This is a genomic window from Vibrio sp. HENC-03 (assembly GCF_000305755.2).
GTDB lineage: Bacteria > Pseudomonadota > Gammaproteobacteria > Enterobacterales > Vibrionaceae > Vibrio > Vibrio owensii.
The window spans coordinates 42304-60604 of the sequence record NZ_JH976126.1 but is presented as its reverse complement, the minus strand read 5'-3'; the positions used below and the strand labels follow the sequence as shown (position 1 = coordinate 60604).

General features: G+C 46.5%; 20 protein-coding genes. All 20 read left to right on the top strand.

What is annotated here, in order from left to right; translation table 11 throughout:
- Positions 1 to 64: 64 nt before the first annotated feature.
- Complete coding sequence (gene aspS, locus VCHENC03_RS07100) at positions 65 to 1843, top strand: aspartate--tRNA ligase (protein ID WP_009707083.1); 1779 nt, start codon at positions 65 to 67, stop codon at positions 1841 to 1843.
- A 100-nt stretch (positions 1844 to 1943) separates the two neighbouring features.
- A complete protein-coding gene (gene ruvC, locus VCHENC03_RS07105; protein WP_005426231.1) occupies positions 1944 to 2465 on the top strand; it encodes a crossover junction endodeoxyribonuclease RuvC in 522 nt (173 codons plus the stop codon).
- Positions 2466 to 2587: 122 nt separating this feature from the next.
- Positions 2588 to 4039, top strand: coding sequence for a methyl-accepting chemotaxis protein (locus VCHENC03_RS07110; protein WP_009707082.1), 1452 nt, complete (start codon positions 2588 to 2590; stop codon positions 4037 to 4039).
- Between the two features lie 78 nt (positions 4040 to 4117).
- The gene (gene ruvA, locus VCHENC03_RS07115; protein ID WP_005450335.1) at positions 4118 to 4729 is read left to right on the top strand and encodes a Holliday junction branch migration protein RuvA; all 612 of its coding nucleotides are present in this window, start codon (positions 4118 to 4120) and stop codon (positions 4727 to 4729) included.
- Positions 4730 to 4750: 21 nt separating this feature from the next.
- Positions 4751 to 5755, top strand: a complete 1005-nt coding sequence (gene ruvB, locus VCHENC03_RS07120) for a Holliday junction branch migration DNA helicase RuvB (protein ID WP_005441695.1) — start codon at positions 4751 to 4753, stop codon at positions 5753 to 5755.
- 461 nt (positions 5756 to 6216) lie between these two features.
- A complete protein-coding gene (cydA, locus tag VCHENC03_RS07125; protein ID WP_005441697.1) occupies positions 6217 to 7803 on the top strand; it encodes a cytochrome ubiquinol oxidase subunit I in 1587 nt (528 codons plus the stop codon).
- A gap of 17 nt (positions 7804 to 7820) precedes the next feature.
- Positions 7821 to 8957, top strand: a complete 1137-nt coding sequence (cydB, locus tag VCHENC03_RS07130) for a cytochrome d ubiquinol oxidase subunit II (RefSeq protein WP_009707081.1) — start codon at positions 7821 to 7823, stop codon at positions 8955 to 8957.
- A gap of 12 nt (positions 8958 to 8969) precedes the next feature.
- A complete protein-coding gene (gene cydX, locus VCHENC03_RS27005; protein WP_000270284.1) occupies positions 8970 to 9077 on the top strand; it encodes a cytochrome bd-I oxidase subunit CydX in 108 nt (35 codons plus the stop codon).
- Positions 9070 to 9372: a cyd operon protein YbgE gene (ybgE, locus tag VCHENC03_RS0126120; RefSeq protein WP_017188312.1), complete on the top strand. Its 303-nt coding sequence runs from the start codon at positions 9070 to 9072 to the stop codon at positions 9370 to 9372. The genes cydX and ybgE overlap by 8 nt, the downstream gene beginning before the upstream one ends.
- 171 nt (positions 9373 to 9543) lie before the next feature.
- Complete coding sequence (ybgC, locus tag VCHENC03_RS0126115; RefSeq protein ID WP_005426200.1) at positions 9544 to 9963, top strand: tol-pal system-associated acyl-CoA thioesterase; 420 nt, start codon at positions 9544 to 9546, stop codon at positions 9961 to 9963.
- Positions 9953 to 10651: a protein TolQ gene (gene tolQ / locus VCHENC03_RS07135; protein WP_005426224.1), complete on the top strand. Its 699-nt coding sequence runs from the start codon at positions 9953 to 9955 to the stop codon at positions 10649 to 10651. The genes ybgC and tolQ overlap by 11 nt, the downstream gene beginning before the upstream one ends.
- Before the next feature lie 3 nt (positions 10652 to 10654).
- Positions 10655 to 11098, top strand: coding sequence for a protein TolR (tolR, locus tag VCHENC03_RS07140; protein ID WP_009707078.1), 444 nt, complete (start codon positions 10655 to 10657; stop codon positions 11096 to 11098).
- A 13-nt stretch (positions 11099 to 11111) separates the two neighbouring features.
- Positions 11112 to 12137, top strand: a complete 1026-nt coding sequence (gene tolA, locus VCHENC03_RS07145; protein ID WP_009707077.1) for a cell envelope integrity protein TolA — start codon at positions 11112 to 11114, stop codon at positions 12135 to 12137.
- Positions 12138 to 12150: 13 nt separating this feature from the next.
- Entirely contained in the window at positions 12151 to 13503 is a 1353-nt protein-coding gene (gene tolB / locus VCHENC03_RS07150) for a Tol-Pal system beta propeller repeat protein TolB (RefSeq protein ID WP_005441711.1), read from the top strand.
- A gap of 31 nt (positions 13504 to 13534) precedes the next feature.
- Positions 13535 to 14056 (top strand): peptidoglycan-associated lipoprotein Pal, encoded by a 522-nt coding sequence (gene pal / locus VCHENC03_RS07155; RefSeq protein WP_005441714.1) that lies wholly within the window; start codon positions 13535 to 13537, stop codon positions 14054 to 14056.
- A 15-nt stretch (positions 14057 to 14071) separates the two neighbouring features.
- The gene (gene ybgF, locus VCHENC03_RS07160; RefSeq protein ID WP_009707076.1) at positions 14072 to 14827 is read left to right on the top strand and encodes a tol-pal system protein YbgF; all 756 of its coding nucleotides are present in this window, start codon (positions 14072 to 14074) and stop codon (positions 14825 to 14827) included.
- A 243-nt stretch (positions 14828 to 15070) separates the two neighbouring features.
- Positions 15071 to 16132, top strand: coding sequence for a quinolinate synthase NadA (gene nadA / locus VCHENC03_RS07165; RefSeq protein WP_005441719.1), 1062 nt, complete (start codon positions 15071 to 15073; stop codon positions 16130 to 16132).
- 131 nt (positions 16133 to 16263) lie between these two features.
- Entirely contained in the window at positions 16264 to 17307 is a 1044-nt protein-coding gene (locus tag VCHENC03_RS07170; RefSeq protein ID WP_009707075.1) for an ion channel, read from the top strand.
- Positions 17307 to 17723, top strand: coding sequence for a DUF350 domain-containing protein (locus VCHENC03_RS07175; protein WP_005441732.1), 417 nt, complete (start codon positions 17307 to 17309; stop codon positions 17721 to 17723). The genes VCHENC03_RS07170 and VCHENC03_RS07175 overlap by 1 nt, the downstream gene beginning before the upstream one ends.
- Before the next feature lie 8 nt (positions 17724 to 17731).
- The gene (locus tag VCHENC03_RS07180) at positions 17732 to 18301 is read left to right on the top strand and encodes a DUF1190 domain-containing protein (protein WP_009707073.1); all 570 of its coding nucleotides are present in this window, start codon (positions 17732 to 17734) and stop codon (positions 18299 to 18301) included.

Sequence of the window (18301 nt, the reverse complement as noted above, 5' to 3'; positions counted from 1 at the left end):
CTCTGCTCGGCAATGAGGCTGACAGAGCGTAGTTAACAATATTTGAGAGATTGGGAATTTCATTATGCGTACCCATTACTGTGGTCACCTGAACAAGTCCCTTGCAGGACAAACTGTAGAACTTTGCGGCTGGGTTAACCGTCGTCGTGATTTAGGCGGTCTTATTTTTATCGATATGCGAGATCGCGAAGGTATCGTTCAGGTAGTTGTTGATCCAGATATGGCAGATGCGTATGAAGTGGCTAACACACTTCGTAATGAATTCTGTATCAAGCTAACTGGTGAAGTTCGTGTTCGTCCAGAAAGCCAAGTAAACAAAGACATGGCAACAGGTGAAGTTGAGATCCTTGCAACAGGTCTTGAAATCATCAACCGCAGCGACGTTCTGCCTCTAGACTTCAACCAAAAGAACTCTGAAGAGCAACGTCTGAAGTACCGTTACCTAGACCTACGTCGTCCAGAAATGAGCGACCGCATCAAGCTACGTGCTAAAGCGTCTAGCTTTGTTCGTCGTTTCCTAGATGACAACGGCTTCCTAGACATCGAAACACCAGTACTAACAAAAGCGACACCAGAAGGCGCTCGTGACTACCTAGTACCTAGCCGTGTTCACAAAGGCAGCTTCTACGCGCTTCCTCAGTCTCCACAGCTATTCAAACAGCTTCTAATGATGTCTGGTTTTGATCGTTACTACCAAATCGTTAAGTGTTTCCGTGATGAAGACTTGCGTGCTGACCGTCAACCAGAATTCACTCAGATCGATATCGAAACGTCATTCATGACGGCTGACCAAGTTCGTGCAACGACTGAGAAAATGGTTCGTGAAATGTGGCAAGAGCTACTGAACGTTGACCTAGGTGAATTCCCAGTAATGCCGTTCAGCGAAGCGATTCGTCGTTTCGGTTCTGATAAGCCAGACCTACGTAACCCACTAGAACTAGTAGACGTTGCTGACCTAGTAAAAGACGTTGAGTTCAAAGTATTCTCTGGTCCAGCAAACGACGAGAAAGGTCGCGTTGCAGTTATCCGTGTTCCAGGTGGTGCTGAGCTTACTCGTAAGCAAATCGACGGCTACGCAGAATTCGTAGGTATCTACGGTGCGAAAGGTCTAGCATGGATGAAGGTTAACGACCGTGCAGCAGGCATGGAAGGTATCCAGTCTCCTGTAGCTAAATTCCTAAGCGAAGACGTGATCAACGGTATCCTAGATCGCACTCAAGCGGAATCTGGCGACATCATCCTATTTGGCGCAGACAAAGCAAGCATCGTTGCTGAAGCACTAGGTGCACTTCGTCTTAAACTTGGTAAAGACCTAGAGCTAACGAAAGAAGGCACTTGGGCTCCACTATGGGTTGTTGACTTCCCAATGTTCGAAGAAGACGACGAAGGCAACCTACACGCAATGCACCACCCATTCACATCACCTCTAGGTGTGACTGCGGAAGAGCTAAAAGCGAACCCAGCAGTAGCGAACTCAAACGCATACGATATGGTTCTAAACGGCTACGAAGTTGGCGGTGGTTCTGTACGTATCCATAACGCAGAAATGCAAGCAGCGGTATTCGATATCCTAGGTATCAATGCAGAAGAGCAACAACTGAAATTCGGCTTCCTACTGGACGCTCTAAAATTCGGTACGCCTCCACACGCTGGCCTTGCATTCGGTCTAGACCGTCTAGTGATGCTGCTATGTGGTACAGAGAACATCCGTGACGTTATCGCGTTCCCTAAAACAACTGCGGCGGCGTGTCTACTAACAGACGCTCCAAGCCTTGCAAACCCAGCGGCTCTAGAAGAGCTAGCGATTGCAGTGACAGTTGCGAAAGAAAAAGACGCAGAATAAGCGCACAACAATTAAAGAAAAAACTCCCGCAACTGCGGGAGTTTTTGTTTTAATGACATATATTCTAATAAATTTAGTGAGTTATTGATTAGGACTCTTCATGTCAATTATTTTGGGCATTGACCCAGGCTCTCGTATTACCGGTTATGGCGTGATTCGCCAGCAAGGTCGTCATTTGCAATATCTAGGCAGCGGATGTATTCGCACTTCAGAAAAAGAGCTGCCAGGTCGTCTCAAGCAAATCTACGCAGGCGTGACGGAAATCATCACCCAGTTTCAACCGGATGTATTTGCCATCGAACAAGTGTTTATGGCGAAGAATGCCGATTCTGCACTAAAGCTAGGGCAGGCGCGTGGTAGCGCAATTGTGGCGGCTGTGAATGCGGATCTTCCGGTGCATGAGTACGCGGCTCGTCTTATTAAACAAGCGGTAACGGGCACAGGTGGTGCAGACAAAGTTCAGGTTCAACATATGGTTCAACACATGCTTAAATTGCCAGCTAAGCCTCAAGCCGATGCTGCCGATGCGTTGGGTGTTGCTATTTGTCACGCTAACACCAATAAGACGCTGGTGGCGCTCGCAGGCAAAGCAACCAGTGCAAGAAAAGGTCGTTACCGTTAGGCGTGTTCTCGTATTAAAAATGAGACATCTCAGACAGATTTAAGGATTAGATTTGTTGATAAAATGTTACAAAACTATAGTGGTCAGAGGTCTTATAAGAAATCAATCAAGGAAGATTGAACATGAATCCAGCCACACTGTGGCGCAGTGCATTTATGCCGCGCCAAACTCAATGGACAAGAACACAACAACGTCAAGCAGACATCCTCTCTCTATTTACCTTCATCGCTTTTCTTGTCGGGATCTACAGCCTGATAAAATGGTTCAAACATGGGCATGAAAGCTTAATTTTCACCTCAGTACTCTTAATCGCACTCGAACTGATATCCGCCTTCAGCCTGAGGTGGTTCAAGCAACCAGCATTGTCGCTCAATCTTGGTTTTGTTGGCATGTCAGTGCATGCGCTCAACATCATCTATCAAAGTGGTGGCGTGGTCGATTCTACCCAAACTTACTGGGTGCCTTTGTTAGTTGTCGCTTTCTTTTTATCTGGTACTCGTATCATGGCGATCTCTTGGAGCGCTTTAGTAATAGTGCTTTCTACGGCAATGACGTATCAGCATGTGTCTGGTGTTGGTTTTCCCCAACTCGTGTTGTCAGAATCTGCGCAACGTGTGGAGATCTGGTCAGGTACCGTGTTACCGCTGGTGGTGATTTGTATCGCGCAAGCCTTTACCGCGAAGCAGCGAGACATCGCGATTGAAAGTGCAGAGAAAGCCAAAGCAGAAAGTGAGTTGGTGGCACAAAAGGCAACAGAAGGGGAGTTGCATTTGGCGGAGGTGCTTGAGCAAGCTAATCAAAATTCAAGTGAGTTGAAACAAGTTTCTCAAGTACTGGATGAACAATCATCGCAATTGGATGCTCAGGTGAATGCCCTTAATGTAAACAGTGAATCCCAAGCCAGCGCGGCAGAGCAAATGAGTCAGCAAGTGCATCACATGGCGACGGGGATTGAAGAATCTAGCAAGTTTGTCGAAGAGCTGCGTGAGAAGAGTGACGACGTTCATCAACAAGCTGAGAAAAGCTCGGAATTATTGGAGGACTCAACCCAAGCGATCAGCCAGATCATTACCAGCCATGAAGACATCATGAAAGTGGCGGACTTGATTACGTCGGTTGCGGAACAAACCAACTTGCTGGCGCTGAATGCCGCTATTGAAGCGGCGAGAGCGGGTGAGCAGGGCAGAGGCTTTGCGGTCGTTGCGGATCAAGTGCGGGAGCTTTCGGCTAAGAGCAGTCAATCGGCGGTGGAAATTCGGAACTTGCTTGATCGCAGTGAGCAAGAAGTGAAGCATGGTCAAAGCGTCGTGACGTCGAGTACAGAGCGAATGAACACCATTATCCAGCAAGTCACCACCATCTCTCATGATGTGCAGAGTCTGTCTGGCATCATGGCTACGCAAATGACGGCATTAAAAGAGTTAGATGAAGCCAGCAGTGAAGTTGCTAACGGCGTAGTGAACACCAAAACCATTGCCGAAACTGTCGCGCAATACGGCAACGAACTGAACGGGCAAGTGGTCGCGGTGCGCAATCTGACTCAACAGCTTGATCAAGTTGTCTCAAAAATCTAACCCCACCGAATAAAGGACTGGATGTCTATCCAGTTCTTTATTATCCTGTCGCAAATTCATTTCCAAAGAGTATTTATAGTGATTGGACGTCTTCGCGGCACTCTGCTTGAAAAGCAACCACCTGAAGTTTTAATTGAAGTTAATGGCATTGGTTATGAAGTTCAGATGCCAATGAGCTGTTTCTACGAACTGCCAAATGTCGGCGAAGAAGCCATTATTTATACTCACTTTGTTGTGCGTGAAGACGCGCAATTGCTTTACGGTTTCAACACAGTAAAAGAGCGTGCACTTTTCCGTGAAGTGATCAAAGCGAACGGCGTTGGTCCTAAGCTAGGCCTAGGTATCCTTTCTGGCATGACAGCGAGCCAATTCGTTTCTTGCGTTGAGCGTGAAGACATTTCAACGCTGGTGAAGCTGCCTGGTGTTGGTAAGAAGACAGCTGAACGCCTAGTTGTAGAAATGAAAGACCGTCTGAAAGGGTGGGGCGCTGGCGATCTATTTACGCCGTTTACCGATGCTGCTCCTGCGGATTCTGGTTCGACATCCAGCAACGCTGAAGAAGAAGCAATCAGTGCGCTTCTAGCTCTAGGTTACAAGCCGACTCAAGCGTCGAAAGTGGTTTCTCAGATCGCTAAACCGGATATGACCAGTGAGCAACTGATCCGTGAAGCACTAAAATCAATGGTGTAACGGAAAGCCCAAGGGAACAATATGATTGAAGCCGATCGTTTAATCGCGCCAGAGAATCCTTCGTTTCGTGATGAAGATGTTATCGACCGTGCGATTCGTCCTAAGAAACTGGCGGATTACCAAGGTCAGGATCACGTGCGTGATCAGATGGAGATTTTCATCAAAGCCGCTCAATTGCGAAATGAAGCGCTCGACCACCTTTTGATATTTGGTCCTCCAGGTTTGGGTAAAACCACACTTGCGAACATCGTTGCCAATGAGATGGAAGTGAACATTCGCACCACTTCAGGCCCAGTGCTTGAGAAAGCAGGGGACTTGGCAGCGCTGCTGACTAACTTAGAAGAAAACGATGTGCTGTTCATTGACGAGATTCACCGCTTAAGCCCAATGGTAGAAGAGGTGTTGTATCCAGCGATGGAAGACTACCAATTGGACATCATGATTGGTGAAGGTCCAGCAGCTCGCTCTATCAAGATTGACCTGCCTCCTTTTACTCTGATCGGTGCAACAACGCGTGCAGGTTCTTTGACTTCGCCACTTCGTGATCGTTTCGGTATTACGCAGCGTCTTGAATACTACAAAGTGAAAGACCTACAAGACATCGTTCAGCGCAGTGCAGATTGCTTGGGCTTGTCGATGGAAGCGGAAGGCGCATTAGAAGTTGCTCGCCGTGCCCGTGGTACGCCGCGTATTGCTAACCGACTGCTACGCCGTGTTCGTGACTATGCCGAAGTAAAGGGTAATGGACACATCTGCGCAGAAGTGGCAGACAAAGCGCTGAATATGCTTGATGTCGACGCTAAAGGTTTTGATTACATGGACCGCAAACTGCTTCTTGCGATCATGGAGAAGTTTGGTGGCGGCCCGGTAGGGTTAGACAACATGGCAGCGGCGATTGGTGAAGAGAAAGACACTATAGAAGACGTCCTTGAACCATATCTTATCCAACAAGGCTATTTACAGCGCACGCCTCGTGGTAGAATTGCCACTGATCGCGCTTATTTGCATTTCGGAATTGAAAAGTAAGATTCCATCGCTGAGCGCTTGGCGCTCAGCGTTTCCCCAATGTTGACCAACCTCTCATTTATTTAATTTGCTCTAATACTAAATAGGTAAGAAAAACTTATAGATTGTTAACTCTATGTTCCTGCCTAACTGATTATTTTCTCTCCTGATTACTCTCTCTTAACATACTCTTCCAATATCGATTGATCTGGATCAATGTGATGGATTTTTGTTCAAATTCAGCGCGCAAACATTGATATACATCAAAGCGGTTTCCCGCCATAAACCTTTTGAAACAAACTGTTTTTAGCAGTAATATTAGGCCCAGCTATATTAGCTGATGCTTAACAATTAACTAACCAATGAAGCACATTTTTGCAACAAAGAGTTGTGATAATTCAACATTTTTCAAGTGTAAATAACACTTGTGTATGGATTGCAATATGTAGAGAGTGTCATTCAGCCGACACATAGGAGTTACCATGATTGACGTAGTTGATCTGTCGCGGTTGCAGTTTGCACTGACAGCGATGTATCACTTCCTATTCGTACCATTGACCCTTGGTATGGCCTTCCTTTTGGCCATTATGGAATCGATGTACGTAATGACGAACAAGCAAATCTACAAGGACATGACCAAGTTCTGGGGTAAGCTGTTCGGTATTAACTTTGCACTTGGTGTGGCTACCGGCCTTACCATGGAGTTCCAGTTTGGTACGAACTGGTCTTACTACTCCCACTATGTAGGTGACATCTTCGGTGCACCACTGGCGATCGAAGCACTGGTTGCTTTCTTCCTGGAGTCAACTTTTGTTGGTCTATTCTTCTTCGGGTGGGATCGTCTATCAAAACGTCAACACTTAGCGGTAACCTGGTTGGTTGCTCTGGGTTCTAACTTCTCTGCACTGTGGATTCTTATCGCGAACGGCTGGATGCAAAACCCAGTTGGCGCAGAATTCAACTTCGAAACCATGCGTATGGAAATGGTGAGCTTCGCAGACGTTGTACTAAACCCTGTAGCGCAAGTTAAATTTGTACACACAGTAGCATCTGGTTATACGTGTGGTGCAATGTTCGTTCTAGGCATCAGTTCTTACTACCTATTGAAAGGTCGTGATGTGGCGTTCGCTCGTCGTTCGTTTGCTATCGCAGCTTCTTTCGGTATGGCAGCAATCCTGTCTACAATCGTGCTAGGTGATGAATCTGGTTACGAGCTTGGTGAAGTTCAAAAAGTGAAGCTAGCAGCGGTAGAAGCTGAATGGCACACAGAACCAGCACCAGCGGCGTTCACACTGTTCGGTTTACCAAACCAAGAAACAATGAACACCGATTACGCAATTAAGATCCCATACGTTATGGGTATCATCGCGACACGTTCATTTGACGAGCAAGTAACTGGTCTACACGATCTACGTGAAGAGCACGTTGACCGTATCCGTACTGGTATGTACGCGTACGAATTGCTTGAAAAACTGCGTGCAGGCGACAAGTCTGAAGCAAACATGACTGCGTTTGACGAAGTGAAAGGTGACCTAGGTTACGGCCTACTTCTAAAACGTTACACAGACAACGTGGTTGATGCGACTGAAGACCAAATCCAAGCTGCTGCGGATGACTCAATCCCAACAGTATGGCCGCTATTCTGGTCGTTCCGTATCATGGTTGCGTGTGGCTTCATCATGCTATTTGTATTTGGTGCGTCATTCATCCAAACATGTCGTCAGAAGATCGAACAGAAACCTTGGATTCTTAAAGCTGCACTATTCAGCATTCCACTTCCATGGATTGCGATTGAAGCAGGTTGGTTCGTTGCTGAATACGGTCGTCAACCGTGGGCTGTAGGTGAAATCCTACCGGTACACGTTGCTGCATCAGCACTAACAGCAGGTGAAATCTGGACTTCACTATTTGCAATCCTAGCGCTATACACTGCATTCCTAATTGCAGAAGTATACCTAATGGTGAAATTCGCTCGTAAAGGTCCAAGCAGCCTGAAAACTGGTCGCTACCACTTCGAGCAAAACGCTGACTCTGTTGAAGACAAAGTTAGTCGCCAAGTAGAAGCGTAAGACAAGGAGACAACAAGATGTTTGATTACGAAATCTTGCGATTCATCTGGTGGGTACTGATCGGTGTTCTACTAGTTGGTTTTGCAATTACAGACGGTTTCGATATGGGTGTGGGCGCGCTTGTACCTATTATCGGTAAAAACGACACACAACGTCGTGTGATGATTAACTCGATCGCACCTCACTGGGATGGTAACCAAGTATGGCTTATCACTGCTGGTGGTGCATTGTTCGCAGCATGGCCTTTGGTTTACGCGACATCGTTCTCTGGTTTCTACCTAGCGATGATCCTAACTCTAGCGGCACTTTGGCTACGTCCGATTGGTCTTGATTACCGCTCAAAAATCGAAGATCCAAAATGGCGTAACACTTGGGATATCTGTATTTCAATCAGTGGCTTCGTTCCACCAATCATCTTTGGTGTAGCGTTTGGTAACCTTCTACAAGGTGTTCCATTCCAGTTGAATGAATTCCTAATGCCAACGTACCACGGTTCATTCTTCGGTCTACTAAACCCATTTGCTCTGCTATGTGGTCTAGTAAGCTTGTTCATGATCCTGATGCAAGGTGCAACATGGCTTCAAATGAAGACAACTGGCGAAGTACATACTCGTGCTCGTAACGTGGCTCAGCTTACTGGTCTACTAACAGTGGTTGCATTTGTGCTTGCTGGTTTCTGGATCCAAAGCATCGAAGGCTACGTTATCGTCGGTGGTATCGACACTGCAGCGGCTTCTAACCCTCTAAACAAAGAGGTTATCCGTGAAGCTGGTGCGTGGATGAACAACTTCGAAGCTTACCCACTACTATGGGCTGCACCTGTACTGGGTGTTGCTATGCCGCTTCTAGCGGTATTGGCATCTCGCCTAGAGAAGTGTGGTATCGCGTTCCTAACGTCAAGCCTAGGTAACGCTGGTGTTATCTTTACTGCTGGTATCGCAATGTTCCCATTCGTAATGCCTTCAGACCTAATGCCAAGCCAAAGTCTGACAATGTGGGATGCAACTTCATCTGAGCTGACTCTGAACCTAATGACAGGTGTAGCGTTTGTTATGGTTCCAATCATTCTTGCTTACACGTCTTGGACTTACTACAAGATGTTTGGCCGCTTGGATGACCAGTTCATCGAAGAAAACAAAAACTCACTATACTAAGGAGCTATTACTATGTGGTATTTCGCATGGATTCTAGGTGTACTACTTGCTTGTGCATTCGGTATCATCAACGCTCTTTGGTTAGAGCACTCAGAAATGATGGATAAAGACAGTGAGTAATCTCGCTGACAAGGTAGCGAAACTTCACGCACCTATGGACAAGACTCTACTAAGAGTCTTGGCCTTAATCCTTGGCTTTATGCATGTAGGATTGGTGATGTGGGATCCGAACGCATACCATCGAGAAATTGGTGGCTTTAATGCGTTTATCGCACCAGCGCTGATTTGGGCAGTGTGCTCAAGCATGGTATATGGTGTGGGCTTCAAGCCAAGAAATTGGTACTGGCAGGTGCTGTTCAGTCCTTATTTCTCGCTCGCTATCTTAATTTATCTAACTGCACTGTATTTCATGTAAGCGTTACACTCTGAAATAAAGTCGGTTACTAAATCATCGAATAAAAGCCAGACGGATTGTCTGGCTTTTATTTTTTCTACAAATTTCAAAAATATTCCCTTACCTCAGTACCAATTACTGCCGCTTCAGTTATAGTAATTGCTTTAAAGAATTGAATATATTGGTACTCCCTTGCAAGGCACATCAAATCCCTTTCGCTGGCCGATCACTGTGTATTACGAAGACACGGATGCGGGTGGCGTTGTATATCACTCAAATTATTTAAAATTCTTTGAACGCGCACGCACTGAGATGTTGCGTGCAAAAGGCGTTTCTCAACATGTGTTACTGGAACAAAACATCGGCTTTGTTGTCCGACACATGGATATCGATTTCAACCAAGGGGCAAGGTTGGACGAGCATTTGACCGTTCTAACCCGAGTGTCAGAAATAAAACGTGCTTCTTTGCAATTCTGTCAAGAGTTAGTCAATGATGAAGGCAGAACATTGTGCAAGGCAATGGTTAAGGTAGCATGTATCGATAATAAGAAAATGAAGCCAATTGCGATTCCATCATTTATCAATTCGGAGCTAACAAATAGTGACTGCTGATATTTCCATTTTAGATCTCTTTCTTCAGGCCAGTCTGTTGGTAAAGCTTGTGATGTTGACACTGCTCGGCATGTCAATCGCATCATGGGCTATGATCATTAAGCGCAGCAAAGTCTTATCTCAAGCATCAAAAGATGCGGAGTCATTCGAAGACAAATTCTGGTCGGGTACTGACCTTTCTCAGCTTTACCAGAAAGTGAAAGGTCGTAAAGACGACATCACAGGTACAGAAGAAATCTTCTACGCAGGTTTTACCGAGTTTGCTCGTCTACGTAAGAGCAACGCGAACTCGCCAGCTTACATCATGGAAGGCACTGGCCGCGCAATGCGCGTTGCTGTTGCTCGTGAAGTTGATGAACTGGAAACCAGCTTGCCATTCCTTGCAACGGTCGGTTCTATCAGCCCATACATTGGTCTGTTTGGTACGGTTTGGGGCATCATGCATGCGTTCATCGCTTTAGGTGAAGTAAAGCAAGCAACGCTTTCAATGGTAGCGCCAGGTATCGCAGAAGCCCTGATTGCAACTGCAATGGGTCTATTTGCTGCAATTCCTGCAGTAATGGCATACAACCGTCTTAGCAACAAAGTAAGTAAGCTAGAGCACACTTACGCGACTTTCTCTGAAGAATTCCATAGCATCCTGCACCGTCAAGCGATGGCGGGTCGAGACAGCGCAAGTAAGGAATAGAGCATGGCGGGTTACCAACCTAAAAAGCGTAAAATGACCGCAGAGATCAACGTCGTACCATACATCGACGTGATGCTCGTTCTGCTGATCATTTTTATGGCGACCGCTCCATTTGTCACTCAAGGTGTGGATGTGGACCTTCCACAGACATCAACGGCTGAATCTATGCAAGACTTGGCTGGCGATACAGACAGCAGCTTCATCATCATTGAAATCGATCGTGACGGCAATTTAGGCTTAAGCGTGAATGATGAAGAGGTTCAACGCGGTCTATCACTACAAGACGTGATTGTTCGCGTGAAAGCCGAGCGTGAGATCAAACCTGATTCACCTGTTGCGGTAGGTGGTGATGCATCGACGCCATACGCCGACGTTGTACTTTTGCTTGACGAGTTAAGTCGTGCAGGCATCCCAAAAGTGGGTCTGATGACCGATATCAGGGAATAGACATCGAACATCTATGAAAGATAACAAGAAAAAATCCAAAGAATACACCAAGCCGATAGCAATATCGGTTGGTTTGCACGCGCTATTAGTCGTGGCTCTACTTTGGGGGACGGACTTCACTATGTCGAAACCAGAGCCGACAGGCCAGATGGTTCAGGCTGTGGTGATTGATCCAAAACTTGTTCAGAAACAAGCGAACGAGATTCGTCAGCAACGCGAAAAAGCCGCGAAGAAAGAGCAAGATCGTCTAGATAAATTGAGACGTGAAGCTGAGCAGCTTGAGAAAAATCGCAAAGCTGAAGAAGAACAGATCCGTAAGCTAAAAGAGCAGCAGGCGAAAGATGCCAAAGCCGCTCGAGAAGCCGAAGCTGCTCGCAAGAAGAAAGAACAAGAACGCAAAGTTGAGGAAGAGCGTGTTCGCAAAGAGAAAGAGCGAGCAGCGAAAGCCGAACAAGAGCGTAAGGCCAAAGAAGAAGCGGCCGCAAAAGCGGAACAAGAACGCGTAGCGCGAGAGAAAGCAGCGAAAGAAGCTGAAGAAAAAGCGAAACGTGAACGTGAAGCCGCTGCGAAAGCCGAGCAAGAACGCATCGCGAAAGAAAAGGCAGCTAAAGAGGCCGCAGAAAAGGCACGCCAAGAGAAAGAGCGTCTTGAGCGATTAGAGCGTGAGCGTAAAGAGCAAGAAGCTGCACTGGATGATATTTTTGCAGGCCTTGAAAGTGAGGCAAGCCAAAACAGTGCGGCTCGTAACCAATTCATTGACGATGAACTTTCTCGTATGTCATCCATCTATAAACAGAACATTCAGCAAAGGCTGATTAAGGATGATTACTTGCTGGGAAAGGAGTGTAGGGTAAACATCAAACTGATCCCAACAGGGACAGACATGATGGTTGCTGGCGTGACCATATTAGACGGCGACGCCCGAGTATGTGCGGCTGCGAAGAGTGCGATTGCGCAGGTAGGGACTTTCCCTAAATCGTCAGAAGAAGCGGTCAACGAAAAATTGAAAGACATCAACTTAACTGTTGCTTTGGACTAAAAGGAACTGAGACGTGATTAAACGCCTTTTACTAGGAATGTTTGTACTGCTTGGCAGTCTGACAAGTGTGGCTCACGCCGCATTAGAGCTAGTCATTACCGATGGTATTGATTCAGCACGACCAATTGCTGTTGTTCCATTTAAATGGGAAGGCAGTGAACCTCTTCCAACGGACATCTCTGCTGTGATTGCTTCAGACTTGCAACGCAGTGGTAAGTTCAGCCCGGTACCAACTAGCAAGATGCCACAAACACCATTCAACGAATCAGAGGTTAACTTTGATGCGTGGACTGGCCTTGGGGTTGATGCGCTGCTTACGGGTTCAATCAAAAAGAACGAGCAGGGCAACTACGTTGTGAACTACCAATTGGTTGACGTTGTTCGCGGTCAATTGACTGGCGGCAATAGCAAAGCACTTGGTGGCGACGGCGAGCTGGTACTTTCTAAAGATCATGTTCTGTTCAACAAAGTGGCTACGGTTGAAGGCCCACGCATGCGTGAGTACGCGCACCGTATCTCTGACCTTGTCTACGAGCAACTAACGGGTGAGCGTGGTGCGTTTATGACACGTATCGCTTACGTGGTGGTGAACGATAAAGATAACTTCCCTTACCAACTTCGCGTGGCGGATTATGATGGCTACAACGAGCGCCTAGTGCTTCAGTCTAAGCAACCGCTTATGTCTCCAGCATGGTCTCCAGATGGTCAGAAACTGGCTTACGTAAGTTTCCAGAATGGTCAGGCTGAGATCTTCATCATGAACATCTACACCGGTGAACGCGAGAAGGTCACGTCATACCCTCGTCACAATGGTGCGCCAAGATTCTCGCCGGACGGCAGCCAGTTAGCCCTTGTGCTTTCTAAGACTGGTTCGCTTCAGGTTTACACTTTGGATCTAAAAACACGCAAATTGACACAAATTACGCGTGGCAGATCAAATAATACAGAACCATACTGGCACCCTGATGGCAAATCGCTGATTTTCACATCTGACAGGGGTGGTAAACCTCAGATTTATAAAGTAGATTTGGGCAGCGGTTCGACTAATCGCTTGACTTGGCAAGGCAGTCAAAACTTGGGTGGTCAAATCACTCCTGACGGCCGATTCCTAGTCATGGTGAACCGCAGTGATTCGGGTTTCAACTTGGCCAAACAAGATTTGGAAACAGGTGCTCTTCAGGTGCTAACAAAAACGTTGCTTGATGAGTCTCCGAGCATTGCCCCAAATGGTGGCATGGTTATCTATAGCTCGATTTACAACAAGAAAAACGTACTATCGATGGTGTCAATTGATGGTCGATTTAAAGCTAGATTACCGGCAACTAATGGGCGTGTAAGAGCTCCCGCGTGGTCACCGTTTTTGTAGTAAGAAAAATTGATTAATAAAGGAAAATAAGATGCAACTGAACAAGGTTCTAAAAGGGCTACTAATCGCGATTCCTGTGATGGCTATGACGGCATGTAGCTCAAGCGATGATGCTGCTTCTAACACGGGTGCTGAGACAAACACTGGTGCTGCAGAAACTACAGTAGTTACTCCGATCGATCCAAATAGCCAGCTAACAGAGCAAGAGCTAAAAGAGCAAGCGCTACGTGAAACTCAAACAATCTACTTCGCATTTGATAACTCAACAATTGCTGGTGATTACGAAGAGATGCTAGCGGCTCACGCTTCTTACCTAAGCAAGAACCCAGCTCTTAAAGTAACGATCGAAGGTCACGCTGATGAGCGCGGTACTCCTGAGTACAACATCGCTCTAGGTGAGCGTCGTGCAGAAGCAGTATCAAACTACCTACAAGCACTAGGTGTTCAAGCTGATCAAATCTCTATCGTTAGCTACGGTGAAGAGAAGCCACTTCTTCTAGGTCAATCTGAAGATGTTTACGCTAAGAACCGTCGTGCGGTTTTAGTATACTAATTCGAGGTAAACCTCATGTTCAGTAACACTAAGCGCGCTGTTACGCTTACGTTACTGGCAAGTGCAGCGAACTTCGCGTTCGCTGCACCAGCTCCAGTATCAGATCTCAACAGCACATCATCAGTATCTACTCGATCTTCTTCCGAAAGCGACATCGAGCGTTTAGAGCGCTTGTTGCAAAACCGCAACCGCGTTCAGCTTCAAATGCAAGAGCAAGTTGACCAAATGGCACAAGAGATCAGTGATCTACGTGGTCAATTAGAGCGCAACAACTACGAGATGCAGCAAATGCTTAAGCGTCAACGTGAGTTGTTTGTGGATCTTGATCGAGTGCGTGGCGAAATGAAAGCCGCACCTGTTAAAGAAACCAAACCAGCGGAAACTGGCGGTAAGTACACATCGAATGCCGATGAACAAACGGCTTACCAAGACGCGGTGGATTTAATCCTTAAAAAACGCGACTACACCGGTGCGATTGCTGCATTCCAGCAGTTCCAAAAGGACTATCCTGATTCAACATATTCAGCGAACTCACATTATTGGCTAGGTCAGTTGTACTTCGCGAAGAAGCAGGATAAAGATGCCGTGAAGAGCTTTGCTGCGGTGGTCTCTTACAAAGATTCCAACAAGCGTGCAGATGCGTTGGTTAAACTAGGTGATATCGCTGAGCGTAACAACAATGACGCACAAGCGAAGAAATACTATCAGCAAGTGGTAGACGAGTACCCAGGCAGCGCCTCGGCGAAAGTCGCAAGCTCTAAGCTGAAGTAACGACGCCTAAGCAATATCAAGATGATTAAAAAGGGAGCCTCGGTTCCCTTTTTCTTTGCATTGGCGTTACGACTTTAGAAGAAGAATGATTCATGCAACGAATGTTCATGAGTAACAATTAGAATTGTTACTTACAACAAAGATATACGGCTAGACTGCTATAAATTCCGGTTACGGGTTGGTTTTTGAAAATCAACAAGGTTACAATACTCGGATTAAAGGAAGTTGCGTAGAGCAAGAGCAATGAGCCACATATTAGATAAAATCGACACAGTTTACCCATTCCCACCAAAACCAATCCCATTAAGCCAAGAAGAAAAAGCCGATTACATCGAGCGAATCAAAAAGCTGCTTAAAGAAAAAGACGCGGTACTTATCGCCCACTACTATACCGATCCTGAGATCCAAGCTTTGGCTGAAGAGACCGGCGGTTTTGTTGGTGATTCGCTAGAAATGGCAAAGTTTGGTAACCGTCATCCAGCAAGTACGCTGATCATTGGTGGTGTTCGCTTTATGGGTGAGTCTGCGAAGATCCTGACACCAGAAAAGCGCATTCTAATGCCAACGCTAGAAGCAGAATGTTCACTTGATCTTGGTTGTCCTGCGGATAAGTTCAGCGAGTTCTGTGATGCGCACCCAGACCACACGGTTGTGGTTTACGCAAACACATCTGCAGCGGTAAAAGCACGCGCTGATTGGGTGGTGACTTCTAGCATCGCTCTAGAGATTGTTGAACACCTGGACGCAGAAGATAAGCCAATCATCTGGGGCCCTGACCGTCACTTAGGTTCTTACATTGCAAACAAAACTGGCGCTGACATGTTGCTATGGCAAGGTGAATGTGTTGTTCACGATGAGTTCTCTGCAGATGCGCTACGCAAGATGAAGAGTGTTTACCCAGACGCGGCAATCCTAGTGCACCCAGAGTCTCCAGCGAGTGTGGTTGAACTAGCCGATGCGGTTGGTTCTACAAGTCAGCTAATCAAGGCTGCGAAAGAGCTTCCTCATCAACAAATGATCGTTGCGACTGACAAAGGCATCTTCTTCAAGATGCAGCAGCTAGTGCCAGAGAAAGAATTGATTGAAGCACCAACGGCAGGCGCGGGCGCGACATGTCGCAGTTGTGCACACTGTCCTTGGATGGCGATGAACGGTCTTAAAGCGATTGAAAAAGCATTGAATGAAGGTGGCGCAGAGCACGAAATCTTCGTTGATGAAGCGCTACGTGTGAAATCACTTATCCCGCTGAACCGCATGTTAGATTTTGCTGAGCAGTTGAACATGCAAGTGAAAGGTAACGCTTAATCTTTCCGTTATTTAGACTGCGGTTTGTTAAGACAAATCTCAAAAACCAGCCGAATATGGCTGGTTTTTTTGTTTCTTACAATCAATAGGTTAGTATTTAGTTATAGCAATCAGAAAGGAATCGGACACTTATGGCTGTATGGCTAGTACTGAAAAAGTGGTTTAGTGCTCACCTTTTCAAATTGAGCAACCGAAACCTACTCGTCATTAGCGGCGCATACATTGCCATCTCATGGTGGTTGCTGACTCTCGCCGGAGAGCATGCTCTGACTGATAACTTCTCAAACTTCATTTACTACCTCATGGTGACCGCATCAACGGTTGGTTATGGCGACTTATCACCCTCAAGTGATATGGGTAAGTGGGTTGTGGTGTTGTTTATTATCCCGGGTGGTTTGAGTTTATTTGCTGCCATTTTGGGACGAGTGGCGGGCGGTGCTATTGATTATTGGCGAGCAGGCATACTAGGGAAACGGAGAGTAAGAGTGGAAAACCATATCGTATTACTGGGTTGGAATGGCGCACGTACCATGCATCTGATCCGTATGTTGCAACATGAAGAACATGGTAAACGTCCTATTGTTTTGTGTAGCCGTTCAGACATTGAAAACCCACTACCGGGTGAGATTGGTTTTATCAAGGTGAACAGCTACACCGACGCGCAAGAGATGAAGAACGCCAATATCATCGGAGCTAACTGTATCATTGTTGATAATCTCACCGATGATATTACCCTCTCAGCCGCCTTGTATTGTGCGTCTGTGAATCCTGATGCACACTTGCTTGCCTATTTTAAAGATGATGCTTTGGGTCGCTTACTTAGTCAGCACTGCCCGAAAGCAGAGTGTATTCCTGCAGTCGGTGCAGAGATGCTTGCTAAAGCGGCAGTCGATCCGGGTTCCAGTGCATTGCACCAAGAGTTACTCGCTTCAACACGCGGTATGACTCAGTACTCTGTGATTTACCCTGACGATCAACCAACCACGAATGTTGAGATGATCTTTGGTTTTATTAAGAAGCATCATCAAGCGACGTTGATCGCCTTCGATCTTGGCAGCGGTATTGAGTTAAACCCTGAACTCAGCGCTCAAGTGCCGCCAAACACCAAACTGTTTTATATTGCCGACGAGCGAATTGATGACTTCGCTTGGACAGACATGAACAAGGACAAATAATGCATATGATTGCCGACCTGTTGGCAGGTTTCCCTAACTTTCTTCTCTATTTTTCGGTGTCGATTATTTTCGTACTGGCGTTCAAATTCATTTACGTCAAACTGACTCCATACGATGAGTGGCACTTGATCAAAGAAGAAAAGAACACTGCCGCTGCCGTTGCATTAAGCGGTGCTTTTCTAGGCTACTGCCTTGCGATTGCAGGTGCTGCGACTAACTCAGTTAACATCGTCGATTTTATGGTGTGGGGCGTTGTAGCCATGCTTGCGCAGATCATCGCATTCGGTATTGTGCGCTTCATTCTTTTGCCAAAAGTCTCAGAGCGTATTGAGAACGATGAAGTACCAGCCGGCATTGTTCTGGCTGCAGTTTCGGTATCTGTCGGCGTGCTAAACGCGGCTTGTATGACGTATTAGGAGGGGCGATGAAACGCAGTTCTAACGTCAAACGTTCTTCAATGGACAAAAGCTTTAAAGTCGGACGAATCATTCCATTCGTCGCTTTTGGTGGTATCTTTTTTCTGGCAACGCATGAGTCGAAAACCGAAGGTTATATCTATGCCGATGCGGATGAATGTAAATCGGACGCGCCAGAGTTCAGTGAACAATGTGAAATCGCTTACCAAGAAGCAATGGCGAGAGCAGAAGAAAACGCACCGCGCTACAACAATGAGTTCGAATGTGAAGACGATTTCTACGAGGACGATTGTTATTACAGCTCACGCCACCGTTCTTACGTACCGTTTGTGGGTGGCTACTTTTTCAGCCGCGCAGTGAGCGGTTTGAGTGGATACAACAAAAGCTACTACTCCGAGCCGATGTATCGCTACAAGTCTAAGTACTACAACGGTGCAGGGCAGTTCTACGGTTCTTACCGCAATCAATCCACCAAAGTTGCGACAAGTAACTTAAACAAGCGAGGCGGCGGTACGATTGGCCGTGCTATGTCCCGAGGTGGATTTGGTAAAGCGGTATCAGTGAGCCGTGGCGGTTAA

Excerpts from the sequence above, each read along its gene's own strand:
- aspS (WP_009707083.1), top strand. The coding sequence starts at position 65 with ATGCGTACCCATTACTGTGGTCACCTGAACAAGTCCCTTGCAGGACAA.
- ruvC (WP_005426231.1), top strand. The coding sequence starts at position 1,944 with ATGTCAATTATTTTGGGCATTGACCCAGGCTCTCGTATTACCGGTTAT.
- VCHENC03_RS07110 (WP_009707082.1), top strand. The coding sequence starts at position 2,588 with ATGAATCCAGCCACACTGTGGCGCAGTGCATTTATGCCGCGCCAAACT.
- ruvB (WP_005441695.1), top strand. The coding sequence starts at position 4,751 with ATGATTGAAGCCGATCGTTTAATCGCGCCAGAGAATCCTTCGTTTCGT.
- cydA (WP_005441697.1), top strand. The coding sequence starts at position 6,217 with ATGATTGACGTAGTTGATCTGTCGCGGTTGCAGTTTGCACTGACAGCG.
- cydB (WP_009707081.1), top strand. The coding sequence starts at position 7,821 with ATGTTTGATTACGAAATCTTGCGATTCATCTGGTGGGTACTGATCGGT.
- cydX (WP_000270284.1), top strand. The coding sequence starts at position 8,970 with ATGTGGTATTTCGCATGGATTCTAGGTGTACTACTTGCTTGTGCATTC.
- tolR (WP_009707078.1), top strand. The coding sequence starts at position 10,655 with ATGGCGGGTTACCAACCTAAAAAGCGTAAAATGACCGCAGAGATCAAC.
- tolA (WP_009707077.1), top strand. The coding sequence starts at position 11,112 with ATGAAAGATAACAAGAAAAAATCCAAAGAATACACCAAGCCGATAGCA.
- pal (WP_005441714.1), top strand. The coding sequence starts at position 13,535 with ATGCAACTGAACAAGGTTCTAAAAGGGCTACTAATCGCGATTCCTGTG.
- ybgF (WP_009707076.1), top strand. The coding sequence starts at position 14,072 with ATGTTCAGTAACACTAAGCGCGCTGTTACGCTTACGTTACTGGCAAGT.
- nadA (WP_005441719.1), top strand. The coding sequence starts at position 15,071 with ATGAGCCACATATTAGATAAAATCGACACAGTTTACCCATTCCCACCA.
- VCHENC03_RS07170 (WP_009707075.1), top strand. The coding sequence starts at position 16,264 with ATGGCTGTATGGCTAGTACTGAAAAAGTGGTTTAGTGCTCACCTTTTC.
- VCHENC03_RS07175 (WP_005441732.1), top strand. The coding sequence starts at position 17,307 with ATGCATATGATTGCCGACCTGTTGGCAGGTTTCCCTAACTTTCTTCTC.
- VCHENC03_RS07180 (WP_009707073.1), top strand. The coding sequence starts at position 17,732 with ATGAAACGCAGTTCTAACGTCAAACGTTCTTCAATGGACAAAAGCTTT.